At 65.5% G+C, this 16,645-nt stretch carries 15 protein-coding genes; 8 read left to right on the forward strand and 7 right to left on the reverse strand.

Annotation, left to right across the window (positions count from 1 at the left end):
• Positions 1–58 precede the first annotated feature (58 nt).
• Complete coding sequence (gene sigC / locus AC5Y21_RS17715) at positions 59–613, forward strand: RNA polymerase sigma factor SigC (protein ID WP_499914163.1); 555 nt, start codon at positions 59–61, stop codon at positions 611–613.
• Here the strand turns inward: sigC and AC5Y21_RS17720 are convergent.
• Genes AC5Y21_RS17720 through AC5Y21_RS17735 form a run of 4 tightly spaced genes read right to left on the reverse strand, consistent with a single transcriptional unit; the run spans position 610 to position 4,055 of the window.
• On the reverse strand, positions 610–1,335 hold the full coding sequence (locus AC5Y21_RS17720; protein ID WP_499914165.1) for a cobalt-precorrin-6A reductase: 726 nt from the start codon (positions 1,333–1,335) through the stop codon (positions 610–612). The genes sigC and AC5Y21_RS17720 overlap by 4 nt on opposite strands.
• Positions 1,335–2,090, reverse strand: coding sequence for a precorrin-4 C(11)-methyltransferase (cobM, locus tag AC5Y21_RS17725; protein WP_499914264.1), 756 nt, complete (start codon positions 2,088–2,090; stop codon positions 1,335–1,337). Before cobM ends, AC5Y21_RS17720 begins: the two co-directional genes overlap by 1 nt.
• Positions 2,087–3,256 (reverse strand): precorrin-6y C5,15-methyltransferase (decarboxylating) subunit CbiE, encoded by a 1,170-nt coding sequence (cbiE, locus tag AC5Y21_RS17730; RefSeq protein WP_499914168.1) that lies wholly within the window; start codon positions 3,254–3,256, stop codon positions 2,087–2,089. Before cbiE ends, cobM begins: the two co-directional genes overlap by 4 nt.
• Before the next feature lie 49 nt (positions 3,257–3,305).
• Complete coding sequence (locus AC5Y21_RS17735; RefSeq protein ID WP_499914170.1) at positions 3,306–4,055, reverse strand: SDR family NAD(P)-dependent oxidoreductase; 750 nt, start codon at positions 4,053–4,055, stop codon at positions 3,306–3,308.
• 29 nt (positions 4,056–4,084) lie between these two features.
• On the opposite strand from AC5Y21_RS17735, the gene AC5Y21_RS17740 reads away from it, so the two are divergent.
• The 6 genes from AC5Y21_RS17740 (at position 4,085) to AC5Y21_RS17765 (ending at position 10,882) form a co-directional block, all read left to right on the forward strand.
• Complete coding sequence (locus AC5Y21_RS17740; protein ID WP_499914172.1) at positions 4,085–4,507, forward strand: F420-dependent biliverdin reductase; 423 nt, start codon at positions 4,085–4,087, stop codon at positions 4,505–4,507.
• A 177-nt stretch (positions 4,508–4,684) separates the two neighbouring features.
• The gene (locus AC5Y21_RS17745; protein ID WP_499914266.1) at positions 4,685–5,002 is read left to right on the forward strand and encodes a DUF2563 family protein; all 318 of its coding nucleotides are present in this window, start codon (positions 4,685–4,687) and stop codon (positions 5,000–5,002) included.
• Positions 4,981–6,480 (forward strand): putative alpha/beta hydrolase, encoded by a 1,500-nt coding sequence (locus AC5Y21_RS17750; RefSeq protein WP_499914174.1) that lies wholly within the window; start codon positions 4,981–4,983, stop codon positions 6,478–6,480. Before AC5Y21_RS17745 ends, AC5Y21_RS17750 begins: the two co-directional genes overlap by 22 nt.
• Before the next feature lie 91 nt (positions 6,481–6,571).
• On the forward strand, positions 6,572–7,525 hold the full coding sequence (locus tag AC5Y21_RS17755) for a hypothetical protein (RefSeq protein ID WP_499914176.1): 954 nt from the start codon (positions 6,572–6,574) through the stop codon (positions 7,523–7,525).
• A gap of 304 nt (positions 7,526–7,829) precedes the next feature.
• Complete coding sequence (locus AC5Y21_RS17760; RefSeq protein ID WP_499914178.1) at positions 7,830–8,273, forward strand: hypothetical protein; 444 nt, start codon at positions 7,830–7,832, stop codon at positions 8,271–8,273.
• Between the two features lie 1,919 nt (positions 8,274–10,192).
• Entirely contained in the window at positions 10,193–10,882 is a 690-nt protein-coding gene (locus AC5Y21_RS17765; protein WP_499914180.1) for a DUF5631 domain-containing protein, read from the forward strand.
• A gap of 18 nt (positions 10,883–10,900) precedes the next feature.
• Here AC5Y21_RS17765 and AC5Y21_RS17770 read toward each other — a convergent pair whose 3' ends face one another.
• The gene (locus AC5Y21_RS17770) at positions 10,901–12,046 is read right to left on the reverse strand and encodes a M24 family metallopeptidase (RefSeq protein WP_499914182.1); all 1,146 of its coding nucleotides are present in this window, start codon (positions 12,044–12,046) and stop codon (positions 10,901–10,903) included.
• Positions 12,047–12,065: 19 nt separating this feature from the next.
• Here AC5Y21_RS17770 and AC5Y21_RS17775 point away from each other — a divergent pair, with 19 nt between their 5' ends.
• Positions 12,066–13,022, forward strand: coding sequence for a 5'-3' exonuclease (locus tag AC5Y21_RS17775; RefSeq protein ID WP_499914184.1), 957 nt, complete (start codon positions 12,066–12,068; stop codon positions 13,020–13,022).
• A 6-nt stretch (positions 13,023–13,028) separates the two neighbouring features.
• On the opposite strand, the gene AC5Y21_RS17780 is transcribed toward AC5Y21_RS17775, so the two are convergent.
• Together AC5Y21_RS17780 and AC5Y21_RS17785 are read right to left on the reverse strand one after the other, a co-directional pair.
• Positions 13,029–13,760 carry a DUF4333 domain-containing protein gene (locus tag AC5Y21_RS17780; protein WP_499914186.1) on the reverse strand — a complete coding sequence of 244 codons (732 nt, stop codon included), beginning with the start codon at positions 13,758–13,760 and terminating at the stop codon, positions 13,029–13,031.
• Between the two features lie 50 nt (positions 13,761–13,810).
• Positions 13,811–16,543: a DEAD/DEAH box helicase gene (locus tag AC5Y21_RS17785; protein WP_499914268.1), complete on the reverse strand. Its 2,733-nt coding sequence runs from the start codon at positions 16,541–16,543 to the stop codon at positions 13,811–13,813.
• Between the last annotated feature and the right edge of the window lie 102 nt (positions 16,544–16,645).

Genomic DNA, 16,645 nt, shown 5'->3' on the forward strand with positions numbered 1-16,645 from the left:
AACCGCTACGACAGCCAGTCGTAGACGGACCCGGGTCTGCCGTTTAAGGTGGGTAACCATGGGCGCGCGGAGCGACGACGAAGCCGTTACCGCGCTCGCTTTGGCAGCCGCCCGCGGCAACGAGCGGGCACTGGAGTCGTTTATCAAAGCCACGCAGCAAGATGTGTGGCGATTTGTCACCTACCTGTCGGATGTGGGCAACGCGGACGACCTGACCCAGGAGACGTTCCTCAGGGCAATCGGCGCCATCCCGCGATTCTCCGCGCGCTCCAGCGCCCGAACCTGGCTACTGGCCATCGCCCGCCGTGTCGTGGCCGACCACATTCGTCAGGCGCAATCGCGACCGCGCACCGTGCACGCTACCGTCCCCGAACGCGTGCTCGAGACCAATCGTCACACCCGCGGGTTCGAAGACCTCGTCGAGGTGACCACCATGATCGGCGGCCTCATCACCGAGCAACGAGAGGCGCTGTTGCTCACGCAGCTGATCGGGCTGTCCTACGCAGACGCTGCGGCGGTCTGCGGCTGCCCGGTGGGCACCATCCGCTCCCGCGTCGCCCGCGCTCGCGACGCCCTGTTGGCTGACAGCGAACGCGACGACCTGACCGGCTAACCCTGCCCTGCTAACCACTCGACGGCTTCTTCGACGGTTCCCACCGTGGTCACGCCGGACGGCAACGGCGGGCGCGCCACCATCACCACCGGCATCTCCAATGCTGCAGCGGCATCCAGCTTGGCTTTGGTCATGTCGCCACCGCTGTTTTTGGTGACCAGCGCATCGATACGGTGCCGCCGGAGGAGCTGGAGCTCGTCGTCGTAGCGATACGGTCCGCGGGATAGCAACAGCTGATGATGACGCGGCAAAGAGTCGCTATCCGGCGCGGTGACCGCGCGGATCAAGAACCACGCGTCGCTTTTGCGGAAAGGTTTAGCGCCCGAACGGCCGGTGGTGAGAAACACCCGCGAATACTGTTTTGTTGCAACGGTTTCTGCGGCCTCAGTGTCGGATGCGACGACGATGGCAGCACCTGGGTCCCAGGCCGGGCGGGCCAGGACCAGATGAGGCATCCTCAGTTCTTTACAGACCTGGGCGGCGTGGGCGGTCATCGTCGCCGCGAATGGATGGGTGGCGTCGACGACCGCATCGATGCCTTCGTCGCGCAACCACTTCCGCAGCCCCTCCACACCGCCGAAGCCGCCGATGCGCACCGGACCGGACGGCAGCGCCGGGTCCGGGACGCGCCCGGCCAACGAGCTGATGATGTCGTACTGCGGGTGCAAACGTTTCGCCAGTTCCCGCGCCTCGGCGGTACCGCCGAGCAGCAATACCCGCATCAATACGTCCTTTTGCTACGTCGTGCCGCGGAGTACAGGTAGCTGTCGGTGAACCCTTCGGCGGCAAGCACCTCTCCGACGATGATGACGGCCGTCTTGGAGATGTTCGCGTCGTGCATCTGCCCGGCGATGTCGGCCAACGTGCCACGGAGTACGGTCTCTTGCGGCCAACTGGCGAAAGCCACTACCGCCGTGGGTGTTTCGGGTCGATAGCCACCTGCCAGTAGCTGCGGGACGATGACGTCGATCTGGGCGGCGGCCAGATGCAGGACCAGCGTGGCGCCGGATTGGGCGATCGTGGCCAAGTCTTCACCGGCCGGCATCGGCGTGGACAACGTCGAGATCCTGGTCAGTGTTACCGTCTGCGCGATTGTCGGGACGGTCAACTCGCGCTTCAGCGCCGCGGCGGCCGCGGCGAAAGCCGGTACGCCGGGCACGATTTCGTAATCGATACCTAACGCGTCGAGTCGGCGACACTGCTCGGCCAGCGCGCTGTACAGCGACGGATCCCCCGAGTGCAGCCGCGCGACATCGTGACCGGCGGCATTGGCGTCGGCGAGTTCGGTGATGATCTGCTCCAGCGTCAGTGGACCGGTGTCGACGATCTTTGCGCCGCACGGACACTGCGCCAGTAGGTCTTTGGGCATAATCGAGCCCGCGTAAAGGCAGACGTGACATCTCTCGAGGAGTCGCTGGCCGCGGATCGTGATCAGGTCGGCGGCGCCCGGGCCGGCACCGATGAAGTACACCGTCACCGTTTGGTCACCACCCACTGGGTGATCGGATGCTGCGGGCGCCAGCCGGTGAATCCGCCCAGCGGCTCTCCTTGGTAGTGCTGGAAACGTCGCAGCTCACCGCCATGCTGCGAATACGATTGCGCCAGAACACTTTCTGACTCAGCGGTGACCGCGTTGGCGACCAGTCGTCCGCCAAGGCCCAGGTGGTCGAGGCAGGCCTCCAGAAGACCGGACTGGGTGAGGCCGCCGCCGAGAAAGATCGCCGACGGCGCTTCGGCGGCGTCGAATGCTTGCGGCGCCTCGCCGCGAACGTCGATGTTGACGCCGAATTGCGCGGCGTTGAGCCCGACGTTGAGCCGGCGTCGCTCGTCGCGTTCGAACGCTACCGCGGTGCAGCTGCGCCAACTTCGGCACCACTCGACGGCGATACTGCCCGAGCCGGCGCCGACATCCCACAGCCGCTGTCCGGGCTGCGGAGCGAGCGCCGCCAACGTCACTGCCCGGATGTTGTGTTTGGTGATCTGCCCGTCGTGGATGAAGGCGTCGTCGGGTAACGAGGACACGCGCTCGTCGGGCAGGTAGCGGACGGCGACCACGTTGAGGTCGTCGAGGTCGACGGGGGCGTCGGTGGCCCAGTCTCGGGCGACGCTGTCGGTGCGGCGTTCATCCGAAGCGCCGAGCCGTTCCAGCACGCTGAGCTCGGAGTCGCCGCGACCGTGGGCGTTGAGCAGCAACGCCAGCGCCTTCGGCGTAGTCCCGTCGCTCGACAGCACGATCGCCTGGCCGCCACGGCGTACCGCGGTGTGCGGTGGCGCGGTGACCAGGCTGATCACCTCGGTGTCGTGAACGTTCCAGCCCATTCGGGCGCACGCCAGCGTCACCGATGAAACATGCGGCAGCACCCTTACTTTCTCCGTACCGAACAAACGGATCAGTGTGCCGCCGATGCCGTGCAGCAACGGGTCACCACTGGCTACGACATGCAGGTCATCGTTTGCCGGGAGTGCCTGCAACGCAGGCAGCATCGGCGACGGCCACTCGCGCCGGATCGCGCTTACCGTGCCGTCGAGCAGCTCGAGTTGTCTCTTCGATCCGTAAACGACGGTGGCCCTTCGCAATTCGGATCTCGATGTCTCCGACAGACCCGCCATGCCGTCGGCGCCGATACCGACCACGACGATCATTGGCGCCGCTCCTTCTCATCGCTACGCTCTGCATCGTCGCCGGCGCGGATCATCGCGGCATCCTGCGCCAGACGAACTGCGGCAGCAGCCGCATTGCTGCGGATGCGGGTCCCAACGCCCACGGAATCCACACCATGCGCCGTCCTTTGGCGAGCGCACGCGCGGTCGCTTTTGCGACCTGTTCTGGCGTGCGGGAGAGTGGCGCGGGTGTCATACCCTCCGTCATACGTCCGATAACGAATCCGGGCCGGGCGAGCAGCAACTGCACCCCGGTTCCGTGCAGCGCGTCGGCCAATCCGCTGGCGAAGCCGTCCAGCCCGGCCTTGGCCGATCCGTATACGTAGTTGGCGCGTCGCACCCGTGCACCGGCGATCGAGGAGAACACCACCATCCGTCCACGGCCGGCGGCGCGCATTTCCGCGGTCAGGCGGGTAAGCAGGCTGACCTGAGCGACGTAGTCGGTGTGAACGATGGCCACGGCGTGGCCGGCGTCGGTCTCGGCGCGGGCCTGGTCGCCGAGGATCCCGAAGGCCAGCACCGCGGTGCCGATGGGGCCGTGGTCGGCGATGATCGATGCGACCAGCGGACCGTGTGAAGCCAGGTCGTCGGCGTCGAACTCCGCTGTGTGCACCTCGGTTGCCCCAGCTTCGTGAAGTGCGGCGATCTGGTCCTCCAGCTGATCGGCCTTCCGGGCGGCCAGCACCACTGCGGCGCCGGGGGCCAGGCGACGTGCGAGTTCGATGCCGATCTCGCTGCGGCCGCCGAAAATTACTACCGGACCTGCCCCCGTGTCGTCCACGGCTGCGATTATCACCTGCGCTAGCGTGGGTGGCGATGGCGAATACCACTACCCGGCTCACCGACGACGCGCTGGCTTTCCTCTCCGAGCGCCATCTGGCGATGCTGACGACGTTGCGTGCTGACAATTCGCCGCACGTGGTGGCGGTGGGTTTCACCTTCGACCCCAAGACCCACATCGCCCGGGTCATCACCACCGGCGGGTCTCAGAAGGCGGTCAATGCGGACCGCGGCGGGCTGGCCGTGCTCAGCCAGGTCGACGGCGCCCGGTGGCTGTCGCTGGAGGGCCGAGCCAAGGTGAACGGTGAGGTCGACGCCGTCCGCGACGCCGAGCTGCGCTACGCCCAGCGCTATCGCACGCCGAGGGCCAATCCGCGACGGGTGGTCATCGAGGTCTACGTAGAGCGGGTGCTGGGGTCGTCGGATCTGCTTGATCGGGGTCACGTCGAGTAGGGCCGCGCCCTAGCCGCAAATCAACTGCAAGCACAACTCAGTCATCCACAGCGCCGCTTGACCGGCCACTGAATTGACCTGCATAGCACCTGTCTCTAGCCTCACCGGCACGGCATAGCGACTAGATCGCTTGTCGCCGTGGCAAATCGAAACGTCGAGAGCTGAGGAAGGGTAGTGGTGTTCGTCGATACCGGATTGCTGCACTCGGGAGCCAACCAGACCGACCGCGCAGGTGGATATGCGCAAGATGGGGCCGATCAGCTGTCGCGAGCGCCGCTGTCATCGGGGATGTTTGGCGACTTCGCCGCCGCCGACACATATCACGAGGCGATCAGTGCGGCACACTCCCAACAGGTCAAGACTTTTCAGGCGCATCACCATATGCTCACCGCGCTCGGTAACAAGGCTCGTCTTGCCGCTGCCGATTTCACCGAGATGGACGAGCTCATTGCCACGAAACTACATGCGGCACAATGCAATTCTTCCAACACATAAGCATCCCGCACCTGATAGCCGCGGCCCGCGGTGATCCTTGGGCGATCAACGGTAGCCTCCGAAGTGGCCGTCCGGCGCAGATTTCCGGTCTGGCGAAAGCCCTTTTCAATGCGGGACAGTCCAGCGACGAGGCCAAAAGCATATTCGGCGAAGCACTTCGCCACTTTGAGGCGGCGTGGAATCACCAGAATGGCGATCACCCGATCAACGATGCTGCCGAGGTAGAGCGCGCCAAGCAATCGCTGCACCTGCAAGCGACGCAACTGCCTCAGATCGGAATCGATTTGGAGAACATCGCCGCCGCCCTGGCCGAGGCGCAGCGATCCGCAGCTCGGCAGATGGCGACTCTGGAAAGTCGGCTGCGGAACATCGACGATCTGCTCGGGCAGGTGCTGAATCTCGAGCAGAGCACCGCGCTCACCGCGGCTGAGGTGTCCGAGCTTGACGCACGGTATTCCGCCTATGAACAGGAGGCCATTCGTGACACCAATCATGCTGTCGGCCAACTGGAAGCAATCCGCACGAAATACTCGGACACCCTGCAGTCATCACTGACGACCCTCCGCACAGATGGATACGACCCAGCGATCATCGAAACGGCGGACGTTCCGGGTACCCCAACCATGGCCGAACCCGAAGGCAATCGACGGCAGAACCAGATCGACGCTTTCACAGAGGTTTTCGGCCGTCCACCGAGCTCGATGGCCGACTGGGAAACCGCTGCGGCCCTCGATCGACACAGCTATGACCCGAAGAACGCCGGTGTGCCACCGAATATCGTCGTCGAACGCATCACACCAGTGCCTGGTCAGGGCGTCGTTCGCACGAACCTCTTCATCCCCGGGCAATCCGTAGTGAATCCGCAATTGGAGTGGCCGCCCTACCACGACAATCTTGGTGACAACCGAGGCTTCTCTCCCACTGCCAGCCCCGAGTCATCAAGAGTCGCAATAACTGTCGACTACGAGAACGGCATCATCGTGACCCGGCAGAACCCCTCGGTCGATGCGAAGACCGGTCAGCTCCGCGCAGGAACTCCGTCCGTCTCAGCCATCCAGAAAGGCGATGGCTCTGTTTTAGTCAAATACAGCGCCGCCGACCCGTTCTCTCCGGGCGGCGAAGATATCGCGAAGACCAGCACGTTCGATGTGAACGGCACCATTGCTATCCAGCCGACCGAGTCGGGTCCACGCGCTGGTGGCATCGTGACGAATTTCCCAGCGGTCGAGATCTACAGTGACCGAGCCGGAGAGACGACGCCGCTCGTCCAGTCCTGGCCCCGCTTTGTGGACGGGCAATTTGGGCCAATGTCAGGGCTCGAATGGCACAAGAAGATCGGCGATCAAGGAGTCTTGTCGGGGTTCGGTGACCAGTGGCCTGCTCTGAAGAGCCCCGTCATCCCTGCTCCCGGCATCATTCCGGGGCTTCCTCCCCTGCCCATCCCACTTCCCATTCCCATCCGCATTCCCCTTCCCTGACGCCGTTGCAAGGCTGAATAACCGTGAACGTCGACCGGCGCTAGCATCAGCCAGTGCGTGTCAGGCAGGCGCAGGGCGTCGAGAGGACGGAATGAGCGGAGGCGACGAAGAGCGGCTCAGAATAGTTTTGGACCAGCTCGCGCGGCTCAGTGGGATGCCGCCGCCGCCGGTGATCACACCCGATCAGCTGGCAACGGGGCAGTCGGCCATCAGCCAGTTGCTGAGGGTCCTCGGTATCGCCGCTAATGGCGGTGATCCCGGCGACAATCTCGCGGCTCTCACCGGACATGACGAACGCGAGGCCAAGACTGCCGACGCGCTGGGCAAATTCCCCGCCAACGAGGAGCTGTCATCCGGCCGGCTGGCCGGCGTCGGTGGTCAAAGCGAGATGTCCCAGATGCTGCAGCAGCTACCACAAATGGCTTCCGGTATCGCCGGCGGAATAGCGGGTGCCCTCGGTGGTGCGCTGCAACCGCTGAGCCAGATCCCGCAGCAGCTTGCGCAGGCGGGTCAGCAGGCGATGCAAATGGGCATGGGTGCAATGCAGCATGGCGTCGGAGGAGCTGCGACCGGGAGCGAGGCCATTCCCGCTGAGCTTCTCGATGCCGGCGGTGGTGGTAAGGAATTCGGCGCCGGTGATGTTGGCGGCGGTGGCGGTGGCGGTTTGGGACCCACTACGCCGACCGCGATGTTGACGCCGCTGCCGGGGCCGTCGGCCGGTACTGTGCCCACTTCGTCGCGCACCACGTCGCCAGCGCCGGTGCCCGCTGCTCAATCTCCGACTGCGCCACAGGCCGGGATGGGCGCGATGCCGATCATGCCGCCGGGCGCGATGCACGGAGCCGGGGCCGGCAATGATGCGAAGGCCGACACCAAGCGCGTCGTTGTCCCGTCGGTCAAAAACGGCGCTCCGGTGCAGGGACGTATCACCACGCCTCCGCCAACGCCCGAGGTGATCAAACGAGTTGACGGCAAGCCCGTCGCGACTCGACGCATCCTGCTGCCGGAGCATAAGCGCGACGACGACGCTGGCTCAGGGCGTTAGCGGAGTGTCGTTCATGACAGCGACGAACCGAGTCGGCCCGTTGGTTGGCAAAACTGGCTCTTGTCAAAATCTTTCAGCACACCGTCCGAGTGTGCGTACTACGGTCGCAGTCGACGATCATGCGACTCAGCAAACGCTCCGACGACGCACTGTCCACGAGTGACTACCGCGGCTGCCACTGCCCGCTACGATCCACGACGTGTCAAGTATTCCCCCAGCACCGCCCGTGCCACCTCCTTGGCCGATGGGGATGTCCCATCAAGCGGGACGACGACTGCGTTGGCTGGCTTTCGTTTCGCTACTGGTGGCGTTCGTCGCGACCGGTATCGCAATTGCTGCTTGGTTTCGTCCCCTACCCAGTAACAAGACGCCTGGCGCCGCGCCCATCGCTAACTACACCGACCAACAAATTGCCGATGCAAAGACGAAGGTGTGTGCCTCATACCAAGAGGTGCACAAGGCCGTACTCATTAACACGGGTCGGAGCGGTGGCAGCGACCCGACTGCCACCCTCGGATTAGCTGCCAACGCCAGAATCGCCCTTTATGACGGCGGCGAATATCTGTTGAGCACCCTGGCGAACGAACCGGCGACTCCGCCCAGTCTCGCAGCGGCGGTTCGCAGTCTCGCAAGTTCGTATCAGCAACTTGCAATCAAATATATGGCCGAGGCGCCGCAAGCTGAAATCGATTCATCGCTTCACGCCGGAGACGAGCCTAATGCGATGCTATACGAGATTTGTAAGTGATTGGATTGTCTCCTGTCCAATAAAGTCGTTATCTATGGGCACGAGAACGCCATTCGACCGTTGAGAGACAGAAAACCCGGCTGTCGCGCACGCGCGGCCAACCGGTCGACAACGCCAAGTGGAAGGTATGCAGTGTTTATTAGCTGGTGTGCAAAGCAGGCGATATGGCAGCGACCCGCGTCCGCAACGGCGACGACCACTCGGCACATACTCGGAGGGGGCCCCCAATACCTCATCACTAAGCTGGCGGCTGAGCCAGCCACTTCGCACGACCTCGCACTGGTGGTTGGTGAGCTAGCCGACGTGTATCAAGCGCTGGCAGTCAATTATCTGGACGGCGCTGCTTTTTCCGACCCGAATTTAGACCTGTTGCTCCGAGCAGGCGATGATGCTGGTAGAGCAGTCCAAAGGCGGTGCAAATGACCGATTTTCCACCAGGAGAGTGGTCACCACTTCTTGTCGGTGATCAATGGCCTGGCAGCCTTGATATGAGTGCGCTTGAGCATGGCAAGTCGAATCGCGGAAGGTTAGCAACTGGATTCAGTGAGTTTGCGGAGATGCTACGGAGTGCTCGAACCGGCCGTCTCGCCGATCAGAGGGGTCAAACGGTCGATGATCTCCGCAACACCTTCCAACGAGGCGAGGAGCATGCTCGACGAGTCTCTGAAAAGAGTGCCGCCAAGGAAAACGCGTATGTAACCGCTTACGACAGCATGCTAAGCCTGCGACACGATCTAGAGGCTATCGCTGATGAAGGCAATAACCAGCTCAAACAGATACAAGATTCGAAGGAGCCCGCGCAAGCCAAGATGGCACAGATCGTGGCCCTGATTCATCAGTATCGAGCGATGGCCAATATGACGGCAGCCAAATATGGCGCCAACGTGCTCGCCGCAACTCAGCGAATTCTCGACGAAGAGGGAATCGGAGAGTCCGCACACCAATTTGCTCAAGCGCACGGCGTCGACGTCACACAAATATTTCGAGAGCCTAACGACCGGGCCGAGGTGGAGGCTCATGCAAGGCGATCGCTCAATAGCAGCGGCCAGCCACCTGCCCTAACACAACAAGGTGCGATTCCGCAGAACCCAAATGCCAGCGGCTTTGTCGGCGAAGTTGGTGCGCCGTCGTCAGCGTCACCGTCGGCGTTCGGACACCAAGGCGCAATCCCGCAAAATTTTGACGCCGGTTCTCGATATGCTCAGCTTCCAACGCAGCCGCCATTGACACCACCCGCATACGCGCAACAAGGTGCAATCCCTCCGGGTATCAAACCCGTCGGCACCATGCCACTGCAGGGACCAGCACGGGCGGGCAATCCCGCGATTCCTGCACCGACACCGCTAGCTTCGGCGACCCCGACTGCGTCGATACCGGCTGCGCCTACGTCGGCAGTGCCCAGCGCACCACTCGCACCCCCGACCCCGCCCGAGCCCCTTGCCCCAGCACACCTATTCCAAAGCTTCGACAAGGGAATGCAGGCGGGCGCGCCATTTTCAGCAGCGGCGGAGGCCATGCCGCCGGCGCCGGTGTCGCACACCGTGGCGCCAGTCCCCCAATCCCCACCACCCACAACGCCCTCGGCAGGAATAGCCGGCGTGCATGCCCAGGCGTTCGACGCGCCACCACCGGTCGCGCACGCTGTTGCCCCGGAGCCGCTGCCGCCGGTCGTGACGGGACCAGCCACGCCAGCGGTAGCGACACCCCCAGCACCTGCGGGTCCGCTGCCCGCATACGCGTCCGACGTGCGGCCCACAATGCAAACGGCCGCACCACCGCCTGCCCCTGTCACCCCACCCGCTCCCTCGGCGGCACCGGCCTCGGCGCCGGTGCACCCGTCGGCCGGGCAGGGAAACACAGGTCAGCCCGCGGTCGTGCGTCAATCCTCCCCGCAGGCAACGCCACCGGCGGCATCGAATGTGGCGACCCAAGCTGCCGTCGCCACCGCCACTGGTGCGGTTGCGGGTGCCAGGTCAGCCGATGCCACGGCCCGTACCCGCTTGCAGCGCCTAGTCTCGGCCGTTGCCCGCCAGCAACCGCGTCTGGCCTGGGCGGCCGGAGACCGCACCGACGACACTACGGTGCTGGCAACCGATCTGGCCAGCGGCTGGATTCCGCCGGACATCGATCTCCCCGCGGCAGTGACGCTCCTGCCTCCGGCACGGCGCCGCGGCGACCTGGAAGCCATGCTCGGCGAAGTCAGCGTCGCCGCGGGCTACACCCCAACTAATCACCTTCCCGACGAAGACGAGCCGATTCGCACATCGCCCCGGCCTCGGCGAGCACCCGACATCGACGAACTCGGCCCTGAGCTCAGTCACGCGACCCAGTGGCGCGACGGCCTGCCGCGCCTCGCTCACACGCTGGCCAAAGCGGCATCGACTGGCAGTGGCGTACTCGATTCGGAGGTCGAGCTCCTGCACCAGCACCTGGCCGCGATCAGCACCCGCGTCCTCGACTCGTATCCCGACCACGTAGCGGCCAACGACGTCGGCAATTGGCAACTGCTGGCAGCCATCGACGCGCTGGTCGCCGGCGACAAAACCGCCGCCAACTATCACTTCGCCTGGTTCAAGGCCTGCACGGCCACAACGCCACAGTCGGCTTGACGTCGACAGCGCGCCAATCTACTTGGCGGGTATGACAATTAGCTCGTGCGGCCGGTTATTGACAGACAGGGCCCCGTCCGGGGTAACGATGACGATGTCCTCGATCCGCGCACCCCACCGGCCCGGGAAGTAGATGCCCGGCTCGACGGAGAACGCCATGCCCTCGGTCAGCGGCAAATCGTTGCCGGCGACGATGTAGGGCTCCTCATGCACCGAGAGCCCGATACCGTGTCCGGTGCGGTGCACGAAATACTCCGCCAATCCGGCCTCGGCCAGCACGTCGCGGGCGGCGGCGTCGACCTGTTCGGCGGTCATGCCCGGACGGACTGCGGCAACAGCCGCACGCTGGGCCCGCTGCAGTAGCGAATATTGCTGTGCCACATCCTGATCGGGCTCACCGATGCTGTAGGTGCGGGTCGAGTCGGAGTGGTAGCCGGGCTCGTACACGCCGCCGATGTCGACGACGACGACGTCACCGACCTGCAGTTCGCGATCCGAATAGCCGTGATGCGGGTCAGCTCCGTGCGGGCCGGAGCCGACGATGACGAACGCCACCTCCGAATGGCCCTCGGCGACAATCGCTTCGGCGATATCGGCGGCGACCTCGGCCTCCGTTCGGCCCGGCCGAAGCATCTCCGGCACCCGCGCGTGGACTCGGTCGATGGCCGCACCGGCCTTGCGTAGTGCGTCTATTTCGCCCGCCTCCTTGACCATTCGCAGCGTGCGCAGCATGTCGGTGGCAAGCACAGGCGGTACGCCCAGCACGGCGGTCAGCGGCACCAGGTGCAGTGCCGGCATGGAGTCGGTGACGGCGGTCGCGACCGGACCACCACCCAATGCGGCGCCCACCAGCTGGTACGGATCGTCGCCGTCGACCCAATCCCGCACCGCCAGGCCCAGTTCCGCGATCGGGGACGCCTTGAGCGAGGCCAGCTCCAGCCGCGGCACCACGATCGTCGGCTCGCCGGAAGCCGGCAGCACCAACGCGGTGAGTCGCTCGAACGTCTGCGCACGCGAACCGACGAGGTAGCGCAGGTCGTAGCCCGGGGTGATCACCAGACCGTCCAGCCCCGCCTCGGCGGTCGCAATAGCCGCGGCGGCCAGGCGCTGGGCATACACGGGAGCCCGAAAGGCGACTGAGGCATCAGATCGGCAAGAATCCATGGCTGGCAGGATAGCCCGCATGCCCGAACGACTACTCCTGCTCGACGGCGCCAGCATGTGGTTCCGCTCGTACTTCGGGGTACCGTCATCGATCACCGCGCCCGACGGCCGACCGGTCAACGCCGTCCGCGGCTTCATCGACTCGATGGCCGTGGTGATCACCCAGCAAAAGCCCAGCCGACTGGCGGTGTGCCTGGACCTGGACTGGCGCCCCCAGTTCCGGGTCGACCTGATCCCCTCCTACAAGGCGCACCGCGTCGCCGAAGAAGAGCCCGCCGGTCAGCCCGACGTCGAGGAAGTGCCCGACGACCTGTCACCCCAGGTCGACATGATCATGGAGTTGCTCGACGCGTTCGGGATCCCGACGGCGGGCGCACCGGGTTTCGAAGCCGACGACGTGCTGGGCACATTGGCGGCGCAGGAAAAGACCGACCCCGTCGTCGTCGTCAGCGGAGACCGCGACCTGCTGCAGGTGGTCGCCGATGATCCTGTCTCGGTCCGGGTGCTCTACCTGGGCCGCGGGCTGACCAAAGCCACGTTGTTCGGGCCTGCCGAGGTGGCCGAACAGTATGGGGTGCCGGTGGATCGCGCCGGACCGGCCTACGCCGAGCTCGCGCTGCTGCGGGGCGACCCCTCCGACGGCCTGCCGGGTGTGCCGGGCGTCGGCGAGAAGACGGCGGCGATGCTGCTCGCTCAGCACGGCTCCCTGGAGAAGATCCTGGCCGCCGCCCAAGACCCGAAATCAAAGATGGCCAAGGGCCTGCGAGCCAAACTGCTGGGCGCGACCGATTACATCGAGGCCGCGGGTTCGGTGGTGCGGGTAGCCACCGACGCGCCGGTCACGCTTTCGACGCCCAAAGACGCGCTGCCACTGGTTGCCGTCGACCCGGCACGCACCGCCCAGTTGGCTACCGAGCTGGGCGTCGGGTCGTCGATCAGACGCCTCCAGAAAGCGCTCGACGCGTTGCCCGCCTAACGACGGTTACTGCGTCGGCCGACCGACCTCGTAGGTGCCCTTGTCGTCCTGGAAGGTCACCGTGACGTGTCGCGACGCGCCGTCAATGGTGACGTTGCAGTCGAAGCTGCCGCCCTTCTTGACGGTGGGGTTACTGCCGCCGTTGCACTTGACGTCTTTGACGTTCTTGGCGCCGTAGCCGTTGGTCTCGTCGGTGAGAATCTGCTGCACGCCGGCCTGAGCCTTGTTCACGTCGAGCTTGGTGGTGACGAAGAACCCGGGCACTACGAAACCGAGGACCAGAATGACCGCGACGAGCAGCGCGGCGACCCCGCCGACGATGCCCCAGATCATTCCGGCCGAACGCTTCGTGGGCGGTTGCTGGCCATAAGGCGCGTACTGGCCGGGCTGACCATATTGGTCAGGCTGACCCGGTTGGCCGTATTGCCCCGGTTGACCGTATTGGGCCGGCTGGCCGTACTGGGTGGGCTGGCCGTACTGCGTGGGTTGCCCGTATTGCGTGGGCTGCCCGTACTGTGTCGCGTCCGAAGACTGCCCATAGCCGGGCGTGGCCGGAGGCTGGTATTGCGGATACTCCGACGGCGTGTACGCCGGGGCGTGCCACGTCGCGTCCTGGCTCTGCGATGGCTGCTGCCACCCCGAACCGGGCACGGGTCCCATCTGGGTCGCCTGGTCGGGAGATGGCTGGCCGGGCTGTTGCCACGGCTGGTACGGGTCTGATCCGTGTGGTCCGCTCATCGTTTCTCCTCAGTCCCTATCACGAGATGTAACCGTAGCTCCGGCTAAGCCTACCCGGCGTCAACTGCGACGACGCCGCGCCGAACATCAATGATCGCGTGCTTGGCCGCAGCCCGCAGCGCAGCCTCCGGCGCGGCGTTGCGAACCTGGTCCAGCAGGTCGAGAACCTGACGGCACCAGCGCACGAAGTCCCCCGCTGACAACGACGGTTCGGCGGCACCCAGCGCCGCGGTGAGGTCTCCGGTCCGCGCCCATCGGTAGATGACCCGGACGAAGCCGTCGTCGGGTTCACGACTCGCCGCAATGCGGTGACGTTGCTCATCGGCGCGCAGCGTAGTGGACAGCCGCGATGTCTGATGCAGCGCCTGACGCAATGGTTGGGTGGGCGCCTCGGCGGCATATGGGGCGCCCGGGCCGTCACCGCCGCGAGTCTCGTAGAGCACCGCCGAGACCACCGCGGCGAGTTCGGCGGGTTTCAACCGGGCCCAGGCGCCGGTGCGCAGACATTCGGCCACCAGCAGGTCGCTCTCGCTGTAGATCCGGGCCAATAACCGGCCGTCGTCGGTGACTCTGGGGTCAGTGGCCAATCCCTGGATGAACCCGCGCTCGGTGAGCAGCCCGACGATCCGGTCGAACGTCTTGGCCAACGAGTTGGTCGCGGCGGTCACCTTTCGCTGCAGCTGCGCATTGTCACCTTCGATGCGCAGATAACGTTCGGCCTGCCGGATCTGCTCTTCGCCGGCCGTATGGGCGGGGTGACGGCGCAATTCCGCCCGCAACGACGCCAGCTCCGGATCGTGGAACTCGCCGGTCTGTTCGTTGTCGCCGCGGCCGCCTCGTCGCCGTGGCGGTACCGGCAGTCCGGCGGCAGCCGACCGCAGCGCCGAAGCCAGATCCCGCCGGACCCGCGGCTGTCGGTGTTCGACTCGCTTCGGCAGAGTCATCGAGCCGACCGGGGCCGACGTTCCCGAATAGTCCGCCGACGAAATGCGGCCCGCCCAGCGGTTTTCGGTCAGCACCAACGGTCTCGGATCGGAGCTGTCGCGGGCGGACTCCAGCACCACCGCCAGCCCCCCGCGCCGACCGTGGGTGATGGTGATGATGTCTCCCCGGCGCAGGGCGACCAGTGCATCGTTGGCAGCCTGCCGTCGTTGCAGCCGCGACGCGCGGGCCTGCGTCCGTTCCAGCTCCGACACCCTGGCGCGCAGCCGCGCGTAGTCGAGGATCGGTGCGTCCGCTCCACCCAGCTCCGCCGCGATTTCGCTCAGCATCCGGTTGCCGCGTTCGATGCCACGGACAAGTCCGACGACGGATCGGTCCGCCTGATACTGGGCGAACGACTGTTCCAGCAACCGGTGCGCCTGCTGCGGGCCCATCTGATTGACCAGGTTGATCGTCATGTTGTACGACGGCGCGAACGAGCTGCGCAGCGGAAACGTACGGGTGGAGGCCAACCCGGCCACCTGCGCCGGTTCGCTGTTCTCGTCGTTGGGATTCCAGATCACCACCGCATGGCCCTCGACGTCGATACCGCGCCGGCCGGCGCGGCCGGTCAACTGGGTGTACTCCCCCGGTGTCAGCGGCATGTGTTGCTCGCCGTTGAACTTCACCAGCCGCTCTAGCACCACCGTGCGGGCGGGCATATTGATCCCCAGCGCCAGGGTTTCGGTGGCGAACACCGCCTTGACCAGGCCCGCGGTGAACAACTCCTCGACCGTGTGCCGGAACACCGGCAGCATCCCGGCATGGTGGGCAGCCAAACCGCGCAGCAGCCCTTCCCGCCACTCGTAATAGCCGAGCACCGCCAGGTCGGAGTCCGCGAGGTCGCCGCAACGGTGCTCGATCACCTCGGCAATCTGGGCGCGCTCCGCTTCGGTGGTGAGCCGCAGCGGCGATCGCAGGCACTGGCCGACCGCCGCGTCGCAGCCGGCCCGGGAGAACACGAACGTGATCGCCGGCAACAGCGCCGCGGAGTCCAGGACTGCGATCACATCCGGCCGCGCCGGTGGCCGGTAGAAACGCGGCCGACCCGGACCACCTCTGCCGGAACTGCGGCGCGGCTGCCAGTCGGTCAGCCGATCGGCCTCACGGCGATGCGCGATGTGGCGCAGCAGTTCTGGGTCCACGCGGGACTTGTCGGCTTTGCTGTCGTAGTCGAACAGGTCGAACAGACGCTTGCCGACCATGACGTGTTGCCACAGGGGCACCGGCCGATGCTCGTCGACCACCACCGTCGTGTCGCCGCGCACGGTCTGGATCCAGCCGCCGAACTCTTCGGCGTTGCTCACCGTCGCCGACAGGCTGACCACCCGCACCTCGTCGGGCAGGTGCAGGATGACTTCCTCCCAGACCGGACCCCGCATCCGGTCGGCGAGGAAATGCACCTCGTCCATCACCACATAGGAAAGTCCTTGTAGCGCAGGAGAATCGGCGTAGAGCATGTTGCGCAGCACTTCGGTTGTCATCACCACCACGGGTGCGTCGCCGTTGACCGACATGTCGCCGGTGAGCAGTCCGATCAGGTCGCGGCCGTAGCGCGCGGTCAGGTCGGTGTGCTTCTGGTTGCTCAGCGCCTTGAGCGGCGTGGTGTAGAAGCACTTGCCGCCGGACGCCAGCGCCAAGTGCACCGCGAATTCGCCGACGACTGTCTTGCCGGCGCCGGTGGGCGCGCACACCAGCACGCCGTGACCGCGCTCCAGCGCCGCGCAGGCCCGCTGCTGAAAGTCGTCGAGCGAAAACTGCAGCTCGGCGCTGAACCGGGCGAGCTCGGTCAGCTCCGTCAGCTCAGTCACGCCGCTGCCTGCACCGCGTAGCGCGAGGGTGCGCAAAAGTACGTCCAAATCGGCGTGTCGCGGTACAACCACGCACACTCACGCCAAGAGACG

This window comes from Mycobacterium sp. NGS41 (assembly GCF_059812725.1).

Coding starts and splice junctions, on each gene's coding strand:
- cbiE (WP_499914168.1), bottom strand. CDS start 3,256: ATGATCGTCGTGGTCGGTATCGGCGCCGACGGCATGGCGGGTCTGTCG.
- AC5Y21_RS17755 (WP_499914176.1), top strand. CDS start 6,572: ATGAGCGGAGGCGACGAAGAGCGGCTCAGAATAGTTTTGGACCAGCTC.
- AC5Y21_RS17750 (WP_499914174.1), top strand. CDS start 4,981: ATGCAATTCTTCCAACACATAAGCATCCCGCACCTGATAGCCGCGGCC.
- AC5Y21_RS17780 (WP_499914186.1), bottom strand. CDS start 13,760: ATGAGCGGACCACACGGATCAGACCCGTACCAGCCGTGGCAACAGCCC.
- AC5Y21_RS17775 (WP_499914184.1), top strand. CDS start 12,066: ATGCCCGAACGACTACTCCTGCTCGACGGCGCCAGCATGTGGTTCCGC.
- AC5Y21_RS17720 (WP_499914165.1), bottom strand. CDS start 1,335: ATGCGGGTATTGCTGCTCGGCGGTACCGCCGAGGCGCGGGAACTGGCG.
- sigC (WP_499914163.1), top strand. CDS start 59: ATGGGCGCGCGGAGCGACGACGAAGCCGTTACCGCGCTCGCTTTGGCA.
- AC5Y21_RS17770 (WP_499914182.1), bottom strand. CDS start 12,046: ATGGATTCTTGCCGATCTGATGCCTCAGTCGCCTTTCGGGCTCCCGTG.